Source organism: Kribbella sp. NPDC051952 (genome assembly GCF_040680855.1).
Lineage (GTDB): Bacteria > Actinomycetota > Actinomycetes > Propionibacteriales > Kribbellaceae > Kribbella.
The window spans coordinates 145,053-160,585 of the sequence record NZ_JBFAXQ010000013.1 but is presented as its reverse complement, the minus strand read 5'-3'; the positions used below and the strand labels follow the sequence as shown (position 1 = coordinate 160,585).

Annotated in this window: 20 protein-coding genes; 15 read left to right on the top strand and 5 right to left on the bottom strand. The window is 68.0% G+C overall.

The genetic code is table 11. The features are described 5' to 3' along the window. From map to AB0L70_RS24145, 12 genes are all read left to right on the top strand, one after another. The gene (gene map / locus AB0L70_RS24200) at positions 1-825 is read left to right on the top strand and encodes a type I methionyl aminopeptidase (RefSeq protein ID WP_363687745.1); all 825 of its coding nucleotides are present in this window, start codon (positions 1-3) and stop codon (positions 823-825) included. 67 nt (positions 826-892) lie between these two features. Beyond that, complete coding sequence (locus AB0L70_RS24195; RefSeq protein WP_363687743.1) at positions 893-1,339, top strand: DUF1707 domain-containing protein; 447 nt, start codon at positions 893-895, stop codon at positions 1,337-1,339. Further along, complete coding sequence (locus AB0L70_RS24190) at positions 1,336-2,148, top strand: hypothetical protein (protein WP_363687741.1); 813 nt, start codon at positions 1,336-1,338, stop codon at positions 2,146-2,148. Before AB0L70_RS24195 ends, AB0L70_RS24190 begins: the two co-directional genes overlap by 4 nt. A 112-nt stretch (positions 2,149-2,260) precedes the next feature. After that, positions 2,261-2,482 carry a translation initiation factor IF-1 gene (infA, locus tag AB0L70_RS24185; protein WP_012923661.1) on the top strand — a complete coding sequence of 74 codons (222 nt, stop codon included), beginning with the start codon at positions 2,261-2,263 and terminating at the stop codon, positions 2,480-2,482. 32 nt (positions 2,483-2,514) lie between these two features. Then, complete coding sequence (gene rpmJ / locus AB0L70_RS24180; protein WP_008361054.1) at positions 2,515-2,628, top strand: 50S ribosomal protein L36; 114 nt, start codon at positions 2,515-2,517, stop codon at positions 2,626-2,628. Between the two features lie 189 nt (positions 2,629-2,817). After that, on the top strand, positions 2,818-3,189 hold the full coding sequence (gene rpsM, locus AB0L70_RS24175) for a 30S ribosomal protein S13 (RefSeq protein WP_363687739.1): 372 nt from the start codon (positions 2,818-2,820) through the stop codon (positions 3,187-3,189). Between the two features lie 41 nt (positions 3,190-3,230). Then, the gene (rpsK, locus tag AB0L70_RS24170) at positions 3,231-3,638 is read left to right on the top strand and encodes a 30S ribosomal protein S11 (protein WP_012923659.1); all 408 of its coding nucleotides are present in this window, start codon (positions 3,231-3,233) and stop codon (positions 3,636-3,638) included. A gap of 23 nt (positions 3,639-3,661) precedes the next feature. Then, entirely contained in the window at positions 3,662-4,270 is a 609-nt protein-coding gene (gene rpsD, locus AB0L70_RS24165; protein ID WP_363687737.1) for a 30S ribosomal protein S4, read from the top strand. A 104-nt stretch (positions 4,271-4,374) separates the two neighbouring features. Further along, complete coding sequence (locus AB0L70_RS24160) at positions 4,375-5,400, top strand: DNA-directed RNA polymerase subunit alpha (RefSeq protein WP_363687735.1); 1,026 nt, start codon at positions 4,375-4,377, stop codon at positions 5,398-5,400. A 58-nt stretch (positions 5,401-5,458) separates the two neighbouring features. Then, entirely contained in the window at positions 5,459-6,151 is a 693-nt protein-coding gene (gene rplQ, locus AB0L70_RS24155) for a 50S ribosomal protein L17 (RefSeq protein ID WP_363687733.1), read from the top strand. A 65-nt stretch (positions 6,152-6,216) separates the two neighbouring features. Then, entirely contained in the window at positions 6,217-7,029 is an 813-nt protein-coding gene (truA, locus tag AB0L70_RS24150) for a tRNA pseudouridine(38-40) synthase TruA (RefSeq protein WP_363687731.1), read from the top strand. Next, a complete protein-coding gene (locus AB0L70_RS24145; RefSeq protein ID WP_363687729.1) occupies positions 7,022-7,621 on the top strand; it encodes a methyltransferase in 600 nt (199 codons plus the stop codon). The genes truA and AB0L70_RS24145 overlap by 8 nt, the downstream gene beginning before the upstream one ends. On the opposite strand, the gene AB0L70_RS24140 is transcribed toward AB0L70_RS24145, so the two are convergent. Beyond that, on the bottom strand, positions 7,605-9,353 hold the full coding sequence (locus AB0L70_RS24140) for a hypothetical protein (RefSeq protein ID WP_363687727.1): 1,749 nt from the start codon (positions 9,351-9,353) through the stop codon (positions 7,605-7,607). The two genes, AB0L70_RS24145 and AB0L70_RS24140, sit on opposite strands and share 17 nt — an antisense overlap. A gap of 174 nt (positions 9,354-9,527) precedes the next feature. Between AB0L70_RS24140 and AB0L70_RS24135 the strand changes: the two genes are divergently transcribed. Together AB0L70_RS24135 and AB0L70_RS24130 are read left to right on the top strand one after the other, a co-directional pair. Next, complete coding sequence (locus AB0L70_RS24135) at positions 9,528-10,049, top strand: SigE family RNA polymerase sigma factor (protein WP_363687725.1); 522 nt, start codon at positions 9,528-9,530, stop codon at positions 10,047-10,049. Continuing rightward, complete coding sequence (locus AB0L70_RS24130; protein ID WP_363687723.1) at positions 10,042-10,809, top strand: hypothetical protein; 768 nt, start codon at positions 10,042-10,044, stop codon at positions 10,807-10,809. Before AB0L70_RS24135 ends, AB0L70_RS24130 begins: the two co-directional genes overlap by 8 nt. A 1-nt stretch (position 10,810) precedes the next feature. On the opposite strand, the gene AB0L70_RS24125 is transcribed toward AB0L70_RS24130, so the two are convergent. Together AB0L70_RS24125 and AB0L70_RS24120 are read right to left on the bottom strand one after the other, a co-directional pair. Further along, the gene (locus AB0L70_RS24125) at positions 10,811-11,950 is read right to left on the bottom strand and encodes a hypothetical protein (protein ID WP_363687721.1); all 1,140 of its coding nucleotides are present in this window, start codon (positions 11,948-11,950) and stop codon (positions 10,811-10,813) included. After that, positions 11,947-12,165 (bottom strand): hypothetical protein, encoded by a 219-nt coding sequence (locus tag AB0L70_RS24120; protein ID WP_363687719.1) that lies wholly within the window; start codon positions 12,163-12,165, stop codon positions 11,947-11,949. Before AB0L70_RS24120 ends, AB0L70_RS24125 begins: the two co-directional genes overlap by 4 nt. 97 nt (positions 12,166-12,262) lie before the next feature. Here AB0L70_RS24120 and AB0L70_RS24115 point away from each other — a divergent pair, with 97 nt between their 5' ends. Further along, positions 12,263-13,945: an ATP-binding cassette domain-containing protein gene (locus AB0L70_RS24115; protein ID WP_363687717.1), complete on the top strand. Its 1,683-nt coding sequence runs from the start codon at positions 12,263-12,265 to the stop codon at positions 13,943-13,945. Here the strand turns inward: AB0L70_RS24115 and AB0L70_RS24110 are convergent. Together AB0L70_RS24110 and AB0L70_RS24105 are read right to left on the bottom strand one after the other, a co-directional pair. Further along, positions 13,942-14,919 (bottom strand): hypothetical protein, encoded by a 978-nt coding sequence (locus AB0L70_RS24110; RefSeq protein WP_363687715.1) that lies wholly within the window; start codon positions 14,917-14,919, stop codon positions 13,942-13,944. The genes AB0L70_RS24115 and AB0L70_RS24110 overlap by 4 nt on opposite strands. Beyond that, positions 14,916-15,473, bottom strand: a complete 558-nt coding sequence (locus AB0L70_RS24105) for a TetR/AcrR family transcriptional regulator (protein ID WP_363687713.1) — start codon at positions 15,471-15,473, stop codon at positions 14,916-14,918. Before AB0L70_RS24105 ends, AB0L70_RS24110 begins: the two co-directional genes overlap by 4 nt. Positions 15,474-15,533: the final 60 nt, after the last annotated feature.

The window sequence follows — 15,533 nt, the reverse complement described above, 5'->3', positions numbered from 1 at the left end:
ATGATGTTTCGGGACCGCGGGATCGAGATCAAGACCCGCGAGCAGATCCTCTCCATGCGTGCGGCCGGCCTGGTCGTCGGCCGCACGCTGGAACTGCTCCGCGGTGAGGTCCGGCCCGGTATCAGCACCGGCGAGCTCGACGCGATCGCCGAGGACAACATCCGTTCGGCCGGCGCGACGCCGTCGTTCAAGGGCTACCACGGTTTCACCGGCTCGATCTGCGCGTCGGTGAACGAAGAGATCGTGCACGGCATCCCCGGCGGCCGCGTGCTGGCCGAGGGGGATCTGATCTCGATCGACTGTGGCGCGATCGTCGACGGCTGGCACGGCGACGCCGCGATCACGGTGGCGGTGGGCGAGGTCGACGCCGAGTTGCTCGAGCTGGCCCGGATCTGCGCCGAGTCGATGTGGCACGGGTTCGCCGCCGCCAAGCTCGGTGGCCGGCTCACGGACATCTCCGCCGCGGTCGAGACGTTCGTACGGGCGAATTCGTCGTACGGGATCGTGGAAGACTTCGTCGGGCACGGGATCGGCTCGGCGATGCACCAGCCGCCGAACGTGCCGAACTTCGGCCGTCCGGGCCGTGGCCCCAAGCTGATCGAGGGTCTGGCGCTCGCGGTCGAGCCGATGCTCACCCTCGGCAAGCAGGAGAACCACACGCTCGAGGACGACTGGACCGTGGTCACCGACGACGGCCGCGCCGCCGCTCACACCGAGCACACGTTCACTCTCACCCCGCAGGGTCCCTGGGTGCTGACCGCGCTCGACGGCGGTGAGGCCGAGCTGGGCAAACTCGGTGTCAAGATCGGCCCACTCGCCGACTAGAAGTACTACAGTCCGCGTCCGCCCATCGGTGGACGCGAGGGAACCGCACCTGAGGCACACTTGAGACATGCCTCAGTACCAGCCGTACCAGCGTTTCACCGAAGCCGACCGCGAGAAGATCGCCGGCCGGTTGCGGGACGCGTTCGCCGACGGCCGGCTGGATCAGCCCGAGTTCTCGTCGCGTCTCGACCAGCTCTACACGGTCCAGACGTACGGCGAACTCGAGCCGCTGGTGCGTGATCTGCCACCGGTCCGGACGTACCAGACGCCCGAGGTGGTCAAGGACAGCAAGCCCGCCCCCGCGCCCGGCGACTTCCCGGAGCGGAAGAAAGGCGCCCATCCGGACCGGCGCTCCGGTGCGATCGGTGGTTTCACCGGTGTGGTCCTCGTCAACGTGGTGATCTGGTTCGTGATCGGCCTGGCCGGCGGCGGGCACTGGCCGTACTTCTGGCCGGTCTGGCTGTTGATCCCGTGGGCCATCATCGCCCTGGGCAATCTCGGGAAGCGCCGTTGACAGCGGCCCCGGTCACCCGCCGCGTCCTCGGCCCGCGCCTGCGGCCGGACTGGGCGTGGCAGCTGCGCCAGGGGTCCGCGCTGGTCTACGTGATCTGGTTCGCGATCGCCGTACCGCTGGTGATCGTCGGTCTGCTGCTGGAGCCGCGGTGGGTCGGTTGGTTCGTGCTGGGCTGGTTCCTGGTGCTGCTGCTGTTCACGCTGTACATGCGGATGGCGGAGAGCCGGCAGCGCAAGTCGTGGAACGATGCGGCCGGCCAGCTCGGCTGGCGGGTCAATGCGAGTGGCCCGGAGCTGCTGGAGCGCTGGCCGTTCCCGCCCTTCACCCTGGACCCGAACGCTTCCGTAGCGGACGTGACTACTGGTAGGCATCGAGGCCGGGAGTTCTGGACCGGGCGGTTCCGGCACAAGGTACGGCGGCGTGAGCTCGGCTTCGACTTCCTCGAGCTGCAGGTGGACCGGCCGCTCCCGCCGATGCAGGTGCTGCCCGCGGCGCTGGCCCCGGTGGCCGCCGCGAGTCTGTTGCCGATCAAGTTGACCGTCGACGCGTTGCCCGGGCACCACCTCCTGTTCAACGGTCGCGAGGACCACGCCCAGGCGGTGTTGCACCCGCGGGCGGTCGAGGCGCTGGCGCAGGTGCCGCCGTTCGGCTTCAGCTGCGAGGGACGGCGGTTCGTGGCGATCCTTCCGGCGTACCGCGATGCCACCACCGCCATCGCCCAGTTGGACGCTGCCTGCGACCTGCTCGACCTGATGCCGCAGCAGATCTGGCGCGAGGGCGAACAGTGGGCGGCCACACACTCTCCGTGACCATTACGCAGGGCGCTGGTCTCGATTGGGTTTCCGGTGGGGGAGTGGCGTAGACTCAACCCTTGGCTCTTTGTGGAGCCATAGTCAGTCACGTCTACAGAAGTGCGAGGACATGCCCAAAAAAGAGGGAGTTATCGAACTCGAGGGCACCATCGTCGAGGCCCTGCCGAACGCGATGTTCCGTGTTGAGCTGTCCAACGGGCACAAGGTGCTCGCGCACATCAGCGGCAAGATGAGGCAGCACTACATCCGTATCCTCCCCGAGGACCGGGTCGTCGTGGAGCTGTCGCCGTACGACCTCACCCGAGGCCGGATCGTCTATCGGTACAAGTAACACCACCAACACCTGTCGAAGAAAGTAGCTCGATGAAGGTCAACCCGAGCGTCAAGAAGATCTGCGACAAGTGCAAGGTGATCCGCCGTCACGGCCGGGTCATGGTGATCTGCGAGAACCCGCGGCACAAGCAGCGGCAGGGCTGACAAGCCTTACTCGAGCAGTACACGGCACTTTCGCACCACAGCGCGCATGCTCGTCCAGCACCTAGGCACCACGCTGGGCGTCGCCCCTGGAACAGAGGCCAGGGCCTTGCCGGTGATCAAACAACTCACCGAGGCGGGCAAGGACGCAGCGCGCCACCACACCTCTGCTGACGAAAGGAACACCGCCACATGGCACGCCTCGTAGGAGTCGACCTGCCGCGCGACAAGCGCATCGAGGTCGCACTCACCTACATCTTCGGTGTAGGTCGTACTCGCGCCCTGAAGACGCTCGAAGCCACCGGCATCTCCGGTGACAAGCGCGTCCACGAGCTGGGCGACGAGGAGCTGGTTCAGCTCCGGGACTGGATCGAAGGCAACTACAAGATCGAGGGTGACCTCCGTCGCGAGGTCACCGCGGACATCCGCCGCAAGATCGAGATCGGGTCGTACCAGGGTCGCCGGCACCGCAGCGGCCTGCCGGTACGTGGTCAGCGCACGCGGACCAACGCCCGCAGCCGCAAGGGTCGTCGCAAGGCGATCGCCGGCAAGAAGAAGAAGTGATGACCCGGATGACCGTCGACCAGCCCAGGAGCAACTGACCTATGCCTCCCAAGAGCCGCACAGCGGCCGGCGCGAAGAAGGTGCGCCGCAAGGAGAAGAAGAACGTGGCCGCCGGCCACGCGCACATCAAGAGCACGTTCAACAACACGATCGTGACGATCACCGACCCGACCGGCGCGGTCATCTCGTGGGCTTCCGCGGGCACCGTCGGCTTCAAGGGTTCGCGCAAGTCCACCCCGTTCGCCGCGCAGATGGCCGCCGAGGCCGCCGGGCGCCGAGCGATGGAGCACGGCATGCGCAAGATCGACGTGTTCGTGAAGGGTCCCGGCTCCGGCCGTGAGACCGCGATCCGTTCGCTGGGTGCCGTCGGCCTCGAGGTCGGCACCATCCAGGACGTCACCCCGACCGCCCACAACGGATGCCGCCCGCCGAAGCGGCGCCGGGTCTGACCCAGAGAGGTAGGTAGCGAAACATGGCCCGTTACACCGGACCGATGACCAAGAAGTCGCGCCGTCTCGGGGTTGACCTCGTCGGTGGCGACAAGGCGTTCGAGCGCCGTCCGTACCCGCCGGGTATGCACGGCCGCGGCCGTCCGAAGGAGAGCGAGTACCTGCTCCAGCTGCGCGAGAAGCAGAAGGCCCGCTTCTCGTACGGCGTCCTGGAGAAGCAGTTCCGCCGGTACTACGAGGAGGCCTCGCGGCGCTCCGGCAAGACCGGTGACAACCTGCTGATCATCCTGGAGTCCCGGCTGGACAACGTGGTGTACCGCTCCGGCCTGGCCCGCACCCGTCGGCAGGCCCGTCAGCTCGTCGTGCACGGTCACTTCACCGTGAACGGCGTCAAGGTGAACATCCCGTCGTACCGGGTGGCTGCGCACGACATCATCGATGTCAAGGCGAAGTCGGTCGAGACGACCCCGTTCATCATCGCCCGGGAGACGCACTCCGAGCGCGTCGTCCCGGCTTGGCTCGAGGTGCTGCCCGAGCGGCTGCGCATCCTCGTCCACCAGCTGCCGACCCGGCAGCAGATCGACACCCAGGTCGCCGAGCACCTGATCGTCGAGCTCTACTCGAAGAACTGATCCTGCTCCGGCCGGTGGCCTCCTGGGCCGCCGGCCGGAAACGGTCAGTTCTTCACTTCGCGGCCTCAAATAGTGGTCGTCGCGGAAAAGAAGGAAGTTAGACAGTGCTTATCGCACAGCGCCCCACCCTGACCGAAGAGGTCGTCGGCGAGCACCGCTCGCGGTTCGTGATCGAGCCGCTGGAGCCGGGCTTCGGTTACACCCTCGGCAACTCGATCCGCCGGACCCTGCTGTCCTCCATCCCCGGTGCCGCCGTCACCAGCATCAAGGTCGACGGTGTCCTGCACGAGTTCTCGACCGTTGCCGGGGTCAAGGAAGACGCCACCCAGCTGATCCTGAACCTGAAGGACCTGGTCGTCTCCTCCGAGCACGACGAGCCGGTCACCATGTACCTGCGCAAGCAGGGCCCCGGTGACGTCACCGCCGCCGACATCGCGCCGCCGGCCGGTGTCGAGGTGCACAACCCGGACCTGAAGATCGCCACCCTGAACGAGAAGGGCCGGCTCGAGATGGAGCTGGTCGTGGAGCGCGGGCGCGGTTACGTGTCGGCGATCCAGAACAAGTCCGCCGACGCCGAGATCGGCCGGATGCCGGTCGACTCGATCTACTCGCCGGTGCTCAAGGTCACCTACAAGGTCGAGGCGACCCGTGTCGAGCAGCGCACCGACTTCGACCGCCTCGTGGTCGACGTCGAGACCAAGCCGTCGATGCTCCCGCGGGACGCGGTCGCATCGGCCGGTAAGACCCTGGTCGAGCTGTTCGGCCTGGCCCGCGAGCTGAACGTCGAGGCCGAGGGCATCGACATCGGCCCGTCGCCGGTCGACGAGCAGATGGCGGCCGACCTGGCCCTGCCGGTCGAGGACCTGCAGCTGACCGTCCGGTCGTACAACTGCCTCAAGCGTGAGGGCATCCACACCGTGGGTGAGCTGATCTCGCGCAGCGAGCAGGACCTGCTGGACATCCGCAACTTCGGCTCCAAGTCGATCGACGAGGTCAAGCTGAAGCTGGCCGAGATGGGCCTGTCGCTGAAGGACTCGCCTCCTGGCTTCGACCTGCGTGCGGCCGCCGAGGCCTACGGCAGCGAGGCGGACGACGAGGACGAGAGCTTCGCCGAGACCGAGCAGTACTGACGTACTGAGTCAACCACCCCCGGGTCCCTTTGTGGCCTGAGATTCCTGGAGTCAAGAGATGCCTACCCCAACCAAGGGTGCCCGGCTGGGCGGCAGCCCGGCGCACGAGAAGCTGATCCTCAGCAACCTCGCGACGTCGCTGTTCGAGCACGGCGCCATCACCACCACCGCGGCCAAGGCCAAGCGCCTGCAGCCGCTGGCGGAGTCGATGATCACCAAGGCGAAGCGTGGTGACCTGAACTCGCGCCGCCAGGTGATGAAGCGGATCAAGGACAAGAGCGTCGTGCACGTGCTCTTCACCGAGATCGGCGAGCGGTACGCCGACCGTCCGGGCGGCTACACCCGGATCACCAAGCTCGGTCCGCGGAAGGGCGACAACGCCCCGATGGTGAAGATCGAGCTGGTCGAGGCCCTGGCCGAATCGCCGAAGGCGAAGAAGGCTGCCGCGAAGAAGGCCCCGGCGAAGAAGGCCGCCGCCAAGAAGGCGGAGACCGAGGACAAGGTCGAGGACGTTCAGGACGAGAAGGTCCAGGACGTCACCGCGGGCAAGTACGAGGGCTCCGCCGCCCCGAACGCCGACGGCTCCGCGCCGGCCGGCTTCGACATCAAGGGCAACGAGAACTCGATGAAGTTCCACACCACCGACTCGCCGTGGTACGACCAGACCGAGGCTGAGGTCTGGTTCAAGAGCGAGGCGGACGCCGAGGCGGCCGGCTTCACCAAGGCCGGCGATACCGAGGACGACAAGTAAGTCCAGGCTCCAGCGCAGCGCCCCTCACTTCACGGTGAGGGGCGCTGTTCGGGTTAGATTGCCGTGTGCGTTGGCGGATTGACCTGAGGTACGACGGAACGGCCTTCCACGGCTGGGCCCGGCAGGACGGGCTCCGAACCGTGCAGGGCGTGCTCGAAGAGACCCTGCAGGTCGTACTGCGCTTGTCCGAGCCGCTGACCGTCACCTGCGCCGGCCGTACGGACACCGGCGTACATGCTCGGGGCCAGGTCACCCACGTGGACGTGAACGGCGCTGTGGACCCGCTGAGGCTGTTGAGAAGCCTGAACGGCGTCCTGCCCGCGGATGTGGCTGTCACCGCCGTCAATGCGGCTCCAGACGGCTTTGACGCCCGGTTCTCCGCCCTGGCCCGTCGCTACGTATACCGCGTGTGCGATGACCCGGCCGGCTGGGATCCGCTGACGCGTGGCCATGTACTGCGGGTGGGCCGCCCACTGGATGTGGATCGGATGAACGCGGCCGCGACCGGACTGCTCGGTGAGCACGACTTCGCGGCGTTCTGCAAGAAGCGTGAGGGGGCCAGCACAGTGCGCGCGTTGCTGGAGTTCTCCTGGCGACGAACAGCTCCCGGGCTTCTGGAGGGCACTGTGATCGCGGATGCCTTCTGCCACTCGATGGTCCGGGCCCTGGTCGGTTCGATGATCCCGGTGGGGGACGGACGCCGTGAGGTCGATTGGCCGGCCGCCGTACTGGCTGGGAAGATCCGGGACTCGGCTGTGTCGGTGTTGCCCGCGCACGGGCTGACACTGGAGGAAGTGCGTTACCCGGCGGATGACGAGCTGGCCGCACGGGCGCTTCAGGCCCGTCAGGTCAGGGGAGAGGTACACCAGCGTGGCTGACCACTACTTCTCGGCGGAGCCCGGTTCCGCCGATGTACGGCGTACTGTCGAGGCCCGGATCTGGGGACGCGAGTACACGTTCACCACCGCGACCGGTGTGTTCTCCCGGGACCGCTTGGACATCGGTACGTCGGTACTGCTGCGCGAGGTGGATCCGCCCAAGGAATCGGGGACGTTCCTCGACCTGGGGACCGGCTACGGGCCGATCGCTTGCGCACTCGCGGTCGAGACCAGCGCAGTGGTGTGGGCCGTCGACGTGAACACCCGGGCTTTGGAGCTCACCGCGGAGAACGCGCGTACGGCGGGTGTGGAAGACCGCGTGAAGCCGGCGCTGCCGGACGACGTACCGGATGACGTGGTGTTCGACCAGATCTGGAGCAACCCGGCGATCCACATCGGCAAGCCAGAGCTGCACAAGATGCTGCTGCTCTGGCTTGCCCGTCTCGCCCCCGACGGCGTGGCGTGGTTCGTCGTCGGCAAGAACCTCGGTGGGGACTCCCTCCAGCGCTGGCTGACCGAGCAGGGCTACCCCTGCTCGCGAACAGGCAGTGCGAAGGGCTTCCGGGTGCTGCGCGCTACCCGCGGCCGCTGACGTCCCGCTCGGACCGGCCGGCCTCCGGCAGGTGCGCGGGTCCGGTGGATGCAGCCACACCCTTGGCTCGGGTGCTACCGGCGAGTGCTTGGCCTGTGGTTGCCGCCCGCAACGCCTGGTCCGCGGACGAACTGACCCTGTCGATAGGTCTCCGGGTCTTGTCGATGGCACGCGTGAGCTTCTGGCTCAGCGCTCTGCCGGCGGTGGCTCGACTCCACGCATGAAGTTTGGCCTGGCCGGTGCGGTCGGCCTCCTGAGCGGTCGCGAAGGTGGTCCGGATGTTCCCGGCGAGGGCCGTCGTGGCGCTGTCCCACTGACCGCGGTCGACGACTTTGCCCTGGTTACCGAGGCTCAAGGCGGCTGCCTTGGCGAAGCGTTCGTCCGGTGGTGTGGTGAGGAGCTCGGCGGCAACCTGGTGCGGCTGCAGGCGGAGTTGCTGCCCGGCCTTCTTCGTCAGGGCCGCCGTGACCTGCGCGGTCGCTGTCTGGCTGTGCTCGGAGCTGGCGTCCCGGGGCGGATCGGGGTAGCCGACAGCGGCGAGCAGGTGACCCCGTTGGCGCTCGACGAAGTCTCGCCGCAGCTGGTCCTCGAAGGCCTGCGCGACGGGATCGGCAGCCGCACTGCCTGGTGTGCTCGGGTTGCAGAGATGGGCGGCCTGACTCGCGACGGCATCGACAGCCGCGTGGACCTCGGGCGTGGGCGGTGCGGTCAGGTCGGCGGTCGCGAGTACGTCGATCACCTTCTCCCGGTCGAACGTCAGCGCACGGTCCGGACCGGCGTACCCGAGCATCTCGCTGGGAAGAGTTGCCTCGTGCAACTGTCCGTTCCAGTAGTCGGTCTCGCCGGCGGTCAGCTCGGACTGCACGGCGGCCACGAGACTCGAGACCTGGGCATAACCGCGTTGCTCGCTGTCGATGTTGTCCCTGGCTTCGTCGAGGTGCCGAACCAGGTTCGTCACCGCCTCCGCGCCGAGCTGGTTGCCGACTGTCCTGGTGTTCCGGCCCATGAAGGCGTGATCTTCGCACCTGGCGAAGCTGGTATCGAGTTCCTGCACGAGACGTGCCTTCAGCGCGGCCAGGTGGTCCGGCGGCAGGGTGCGTGCGGATCCGTCCGGCAGGCGTCGCTGCTGCGGGTCGCGCTCGATCAACGTGTCCGCGAGCACCTCGAAGCGTTCCGCCGGCTCCGCTCGCCGCAGCAGATAGTCGAGTTCCTCGGGCTCCATCTTCATCCGCTCGCCGAGCGTGCCGGTCAGCGTTCGCGTCGCAGCCTGGTACAGCGGGTGCCGGTCGCCCAGGTTGTTGATCTGCGCGAACTCGAGCTCGAGATGCGATTCCCGGATCATCCTCGGGAGGTCGATGTTGTCGCGTAGTCCGCGGTCCAGGACCTTCAACGCGGCGCTGAGGTCCCGGTCGCGCGGCAGCACCATGTCCCCGTAGACGCGCCCGAATCTGGCCACCGTGTACCTGACCTGCCTGGTCTCGGCCAGGGTGGGATCAGGGTATTGGCCTGCGTAGCGCGCGTTCAGCAGTCGCTCGCCGGCCATCGTCGCCCAGCCCGCCGACTGTGCGCTCAAGGTCATGGATCCGTCCGGATTCGCCCTGGTCCCGATGCCCAGCTCGGTCTGCCGGAACAGCTCGAACGGCTCGGAGCGGCGCCGTCTCCCCATGATGTCGTCCATCGTGTCGGCCCAACCCAGGGCCATGTCGGCGCCGCGGTCGAAACGAGTGTCCATGCGCACTTCGTTCTCTCTCGCCATACCTGGTGCATCCTCCAGCTCGAAAAATTGCAGCGTAAACCTGTCTAGCGGTCATGCTGGGCTACTCTGCGAACCCGGCGCATCGGGCCCGAGGTTGCGGGTGTGCAACGAACCCAGGGCCGGCGCCGTCCTGAGGGTATGGAGGCAGCCTTGGCGGCAGCAGAGGCACGAACCGAGTCGCTGGACTTCGAGGTGTGGGTCACCGAGAAGGCCGACGCTCTGCTGCGGTTCGCCTATGTCCTGACCGGGGACCGCAGCCTGGCCGAGGACGCCGTACAGGATGCCTTGACGACGGCCTGTGCCCGCTGGAGCCGGGTGAGCCGGGCCGACGACCCCGAGGCGTACGTGAAGCGGATGGTGGTGAACGCACACATCTCCTGGTGGCGCCGGTTCCGTCGCCGCGAGGCGCCGACACCGGACCCGGTCCGGACCGCGTCGGCCGCACCGGACGGAGCGGGTGCGCGGGCCGAGTCGGAGGCGGTCTGGGCGCTCTGCGCGACGCTGCCGGACAAACAGCGAGCAGCCGTCGTACTGCGTTTCTACGAAGACCTTTCGTACGCCGAGATCGGTGCGCTGCTGCACTGCGCCGAAGCCACTGCCAGATCGCACGTCCATCGAGCACTGGCCGCACTGAAGACCACGCTGAGCAAGGAAGGAGCCGAGGATGCCTGAGCACGACCCTGAGCAGGAGCTCGGCCCCAAGATCGCATCGGCGTTCCAGAACCGGGCCGACAGCGCCGGCGAGTTGCGTAGCAGCGGACTGGCCCGAGAGGCCCGGCGGCGGGTCCACAAACGGCGGCAGACGCTGACCGTAGCGGCGGCGGCCGTCCTGGTCGTCGTGGCCATCGGCGGCGGCTGGAACCTCGCGAACCAACCGTCGCAGGACGCCTCGACCGCCAGCAGCGCGGGGGACAGCAAAGAGGGCGCGGGCACTCCCGACAAGTCGATCCAGGGCGTGCTTCCGTCCGAGGCTGCCCGACCGTCCTGTCCGATCACTCACCCGATTCTCAAGGCCGACGGTGGCAACGAACTGGCGGCTGGGACCGGGCTGGATCTGAGCACTCCGGTACAGGGGCTGGAGGCGTGCCGCTATCAACTCACCACGGGTGCGCTGCTGGGGCAGCAGAGGTTCCCGTCCGCAGTGGCGCAGCAGGTGGTCGATGCGATCAAGGTGCTGCCGGAACGGAACCCGGCCCTGCCGGTCTTCAAGTGTGCACCGTCGACCGCCAAGCCGTCGGAGGCGATCGTGCTGCGGTTCGACACCGCGACCGGCGTCCGCGAGATCTGGGTCGAGTACGACGGCTGCGAGTCGGCCGGCTTCTTCACCGGCACCCACACCTACGGCCTGTACTCCGCGCCCCTCAAGCTCTTCATGGTCGGCGACGTGCGCCCAACCGGTGGCACATATCTGAGCGCCTTGAAGGACTGGTAGCTCACTCGACGCCGCGCTCAGTGCTACGCCGACTTTCCAGCTTGTGCACGTTGTCGGTGGTCGTCGCGGGAACGGCCGGACCGGCCGGTGCGGTGTGCTCCCACAGGAATCGCTGCAGGTCCTGCACCTCCTGCTCCCGTGCCGTCGGGTACGGCTGGTCGGGCAGCTTCGCGTTCTCCTCGTACCCCTGCACCGGCTCCTGCGCGGGCCAGCCCCGGTCGGCCCAGATCTCCCGGATCTCCTCCTGCCGGTCGAGGAAGGTGTCATGGAGCTCGGCCGGGAGCCTGGGTGGCTCGGTGCCGGGGTGTTCTGCCTGCCAGCCCCGGTAGTGCGACTCGATGTCCTCCAGGTTCGCGCCGAGCTCGGTCATCGCCCACTCGGCGGATTCGCTGCCCCAGCTCTGCTTGGTGCCGGGGTGGGTGAGCTGACTGAGCTCTGTCATCGTCAGTCCGCGGAGCTCTCGCCGTACCGGTCCCGCGAGGGCCTCCCGGACCTCCGCGCGGTGGTCGTCCGGCACCAGGCCTTCCAGCTTGTTGTCGATGATCTTGTCCGCGATCGCGGTGAAACGCTGCGCGCGCCCGGTCTGCTCGATCGTCGCCCGCACCTCGGGCACTGGCACTCCGGTGTGCCCGGCCAGGCTGTGCATCATCATGTTCGTCGCCGTGGAGTACGCCGGAAGCCGCATGCTCGTGCCGGTGTACACACCCCGGTCCGCGCCGAACCCGATGTCGTCGAGCAACGCCTCGTCCGAGTTGTTCCGCGTCCAGTCGTCCGCGAGCGTCTGCTCGAGGGCGAGGTCCTCGAGCGACCCGAGCTTCGTAGCACCGGGCGGACTGTCGTCGCCGGGAGCCGACAGTGATTGTCGCGCCAGATTCACCGCGAGTACGGCGGCCTGCCCGGTCTTGACGGCTTCGGCGGAGGAGAGCCGCTCGTCGCTGCTCATGGCCGCCCGGGCCGGCTCGAGTACGTAGGCGCGGTGGACGCTCAGACTGCCGTCGCGGTCGAAATGGCCCGCAGCCGGCAACGTCTCCTCGTACAGCTTCCCGTTCCAGTTCGAGGGCCGGCCGGATCGCTGCTCGACCGCGCGGACCACTCGCGCCATCCACTCGTACTCCCAGCTGCCCGGAAGGATCTCGTTCACCGGGCCTCCTCCTCCGAGAGTGCGCGGAACTGCTGGAGGAGCGTGCTGTTCAGCAGCAGTACGGCGCTGTCCTGTCCGGGTGGCGCCTGCGCGGCCAGCGCCGCGATGCGCTCCATGGTCCGCGGCAGTGAGCGGATCCGCTCGCCGGGTGACGCGGTCGACATGACCGCCTCGGCGTACAGGCGTTGCGCCTCGGACCATGCGTCGGTGGTCATGCGTACCTCTCCTCGCCTCCAGGACCCCGCAGATCATTCCGCCTCAGGGGGTCGATAAGTATTCGCCGTCCTGGGCTGTGGCGGTCAGACTGTTGAGATGGGTCACGTGGATGTCGCCGGTGTCGGGTACGAGCTGCCGGACGGGCGGGTGTTGCTGGACGACATCACGTTCCGGGTCGGGGACGGTGCCAAGGTCGCGCTGGTCGGGGCGAACGGGTCCGGCAAGACCACGCTGACCAGGATCATCGCCGGCGACCTGAAGCCACACAGCGGCAGCGTCTCGCGGTCCGGTGGGCTCGGCGTGATGCGCCAGTTCGTCGGCTCGGTCCGGGACTCGACGACCGTGCGCGACCTGCTCCTCGGTGTCGCACCGGCGGCGATCCAGGACGCCGCGGCCAAGCTGGACCAGGCCGAGCTGGCGATGATGGAGAACGACGAGGAGAAGACCCAGCTCAAGTACGCCCAAGCGGTGTCCGACTGGGGCGAGGTCGGCGGGTACGACGCTGAGGTCCTCTGGGACGTCTGTACGACGGCTGCCCTCGGCGTACCGTTCGAGCGCTGTCGCTGGCGCGAGGTGAAGACGCTGTCCGGCGGTGAGCAGAAGCGCCTGGTCCTGGAAGCCCTGCTGCGTGGACCGGAGCAGGTCCTGATGCTGGACGAGCCGGACAACTACCTCGACGTACCCGGCAAGCGGTGGCTGGAGGAGCAGATCCGCAGCACCGACAAGACCGTGCTCTACATCAGCCATGACCGGGAGCTGCTGGCCAACACCGCCACCCGGATCGTCACCGTGGAACTGGGTGACGCCGGCAACACCGCGTGGACGCACGGCGGCAGCTTCCGCACGTACCACGAGGCCCGGCAGCATCGGTTCGAGCGGTTCGAGGAGCTGCGCAAGCGCTGGGACGAGGAGCACGCGAAGCTCCGCGCCCAGATGCTGATGTACAAGCAGAAGGCGGCGTACAACTCGGACATGGCTTCGCGCTACCAGGCCGCTCAGACCCGGCTGCGCAAGTTCGAGGAGGCCGGGCCGCCGCAGGCACTTCCGCGCGAGCAGAAGGTCAGCATGCGGCTCACCGGCGGCCGCACCGGCAAACGTGCCGTCGTGTGCACCGGCCTGGAGCTGACCGGCCTGATGAAGCCTTTCGACCTGGAGGTCTGGTACGGCGAACGGGTCGCCGTACTGGGGTCGAACGGCTCGGGGAAGTCGCACTTCCTCCGGCTGCTCGCCAACGGTGGTTCGGATCCGGACGTGGAGCACCAGCCGATCGGCGACGTACAGATCGCTCCGGTGGCGCACACGGGCAACGTGAAGCTCGGTGCGCGCGTGCGGCCGGGGTGGTTCGCGCAGACGCACGAGCACCCGGAGCTGGTCGGGCGGACACTGCTGGAGATCCTGCACCGCGGTGACGATCACCGGGAGGGCATGGGGCGCGAGCTGGCGTCGCGGAAGCTGGACCGGTACGAGCTGGCGCATGCGGCCGAGCAGACGTTCGACAGTCTGTCCGGTGGGCAGCAGGCCCGGTTCCAGATCCTCATGCTCGAGCTGTCCGGAGCTACGTTGCTGCTGCTGGACGAGCCCACTGACAACCTCGACGTCGAGTCCGCCGAGGCGCTGGAGGAGGGGCTGGATTCCTTTGACGGCACTGTGCTGGCGGTGACCCACGACCGCTGGTTCGCGCGCGGCTTCGACCGGCATCTGGTCTTCGGCGCCGACGGCACCGTCTACGAGTCTGACGAACCAGTCTGGGACGAGGGCCGGGTAGAGCGGGCCCGCTAGGGGCTAGTGCACCAGCCGTCGCGGTACGCCGCCCAGTGGTCCGCCGTGGCGGTGAAGTCGACGTACAGCGCCAGTCCGAAGTTCTGGCGATCTGAGGCGCCCAGCCCGAGCCGGGCGCCTCGGACCGCGGCCTGGACCGTCTCTGCGTGCCCCCAGTGGGACGGATTGCTCTCCCAGTACGCCGGCAGCCCCATGAGTAGGTCCGTGGACGCAGGGGTGACCTCCAGCGCCAGTTCGGTCTGCTTGGCGACATAGCCGCCGTACAAGGACTCCAGCGGCATGGCGGTGTCGTACGACATGACGGCGATTTGGTTGACCCGCTGGGCCACCTGACCGAAGTACGCCTGTGACCACCACTTGTCGATCGGGAGCCGGTGCAGCTGCCACAGTGGGTCGATCTGCGCGGCCGCTACGGACAGCGTCGTACCCAGCGCGCGGGTCTCATCGAGTACGGCGAGGAAGCCCTTCGAGCCTGACCGCACCGGCTCGAAGTCGTAGTGGAGGCCCTGAAACCCCTGTCCCAGCACGGCTTTCGCCGACGTGACCACTTGCTTCCGGACCGCGGCGTCCTCCAGGTCCATCCCCGGGTTCTTCCCTGGTTGTACGACGTCACCGAGCCAGGCCTGCACCCGGACGGAGGGAGCGGCCGCCTTCATGGCGTCAACGAACCAGCCGGCCTTCGGGGAGACCTTTGCCAGCGGCAACGATCCGTCGTGTTCTAGGGGACCCGTGTGCACATAGAGGTCGCGGATCCCGGTGCCTTGCAGTTGCTTGGCCAGCGCGGTGACGTCGGCCGGGGTCTTTCGGCCGTCGACCCAGGCGTGGCCGAGCCAGAGGGCGTCGTGGTTGCGGGTCCGCGCCTCGGCGGCCGGGTCACCGGCGTACTGGATGCGCAGGGAGACGGCGTACGCGGTGAGTGGGACAGTTATGAGGAGGACGAAAGCCAAGGCGACCAGTAGTAGGCGCCGTCTCACGGCTTCAGGCCGTCGTACACCAGGGCGAGCATCTTGTCCCGGGTGGCCGGCTCGAGGTCGACCGCGGTCGCGCCGCGGGATGCGCCGACCAGCAACGCGTAGACCTCGGGGAACGCGGCATCCGTCCGCACGGCACCACTGCGCTGCGCCTCGGTGAGGAGTATGTCGAAGGCCTCGCGCATGCCACGTCCCGCCTTCTGGGCGTCCTCACCGGCGGCCGAGCCGGCCGCGATCAGCGCCTGGGCGATCGCGAGCTTCGAGGCGGACTCCGACACGACCTGCGTGAAGAAGCTGTAGAACGCCGCGCCCGGGTCGTCGCTGCCGGCCAGTTCGAGGGCGCGGTCGCGCAGTCGCTCCAGGCGCAACGTCAGTACGGCCTCGAGCAGTTCGGTCTTGGTCGGGAAGTGCCGGAACACCGTCGCGATCCCGACCCCGGCCTGCCGCGCGACGTCGTCGGTCGACGCGTTCGGTGAGCGGCCGAAGATCTCGTCCGCCGCCGTCATGATCCTGGCCCGGTTGTCCCGCGCGTCTGCTCGCACCCTGCTCCCCTTCATCCGCCCTCAGCCTAGGAGACGCTCCGAGTCGCCCGGGGGTTGTAAACGAAGTCGTGACTC

Bases quoted from the DNA above. Each gene is read 5' to 3' on its own strand.
- map (WP_363687745.1), top strand. From the start codon at position 1: ATGATGTTTCGGGACCGCGGGATCGAGATCAAGACCCGCGAGCAGATC.
- AB0L70_RS24195 (WP_363687743.1), top strand. From the start codon at position 893: ATGCCTCAGTACCAGCCGTACCAGCGTTTCACCGAAGCCGACCGCGAG.
- infA (WP_012923661.1), top strand. From the start codon at position 2,261: ATGCCCAAAAAAGAGGGAGTTATCGAACTCGAGGGCACCATCGTCGAG.
- rpmJ (WP_008361054.1), top strand. From the start codon at position 2,515: ATGAAGGTCAACCCGAGCGTCAAGAAGATCTGCGACAAGTGCAAGGTG.
- rpsM (WP_363687739.1), top strand. From the start codon at position 2,818: ATGGCACGCCTCGTAGGAGTCGACCTGCCGCGCGACAAGCGCATCGAG.
- rpsK (WP_012923659.1), top strand. From the start codon at position 3,231: ATGCCTCCCAAGAGCCGCACAGCGGCCGGCGCGAAGAAGGTGCGCCGC.
- rpsD (WP_363687737.1), top strand. From the start codon at position 3,662: ATGGCCCGTTACACCGGACCGATGACCAAGAAGTCGCGCCGTCTCGGG.
- rplQ (WP_363687733.1), top strand. From the start codon at position 5,459: ATGCCTACCCCAACCAAGGGTGCCCGGCTGGGCGGCAGCCCGGCGCAC.
- AB0L70_RS24140 (WP_363687727.1), bottom strand. From the start codon at position 9,353: ATGGACACTCGTTTCGACCGCGGCGCCGACATGGCCCTGGGTTGGGCC.
- AB0L70_RS24130 (WP_363687723.1), top strand. From the start codon at position 10,042: ATGCCTGAGCACGACCCTGAGCAGGAGCTCGGCCCCAAGATCGCATCG.
- AB0L70_RS24120 (WP_363687719.1), bottom strand. From the start codon at position 12,165: ATGACCACCGACGCATGGTCCGAGGCGCAACGCCTGTACGCCGAGGCG.
- AB0L70_RS24115 (WP_363687717.1), top strand. From the start codon at position 12,263: ATGGGTCACGTGGATGTCGCCGGTGTCGGGTACGAGCTGCCGGACGGG.
- AB0L70_RS24105 (WP_363687713.1), bottom strand. From the start codon at position 15,473: ATGAAGGGGAGCAGGGTGCGAGCAGACGCGCGGGACAACCGGGCCAGG.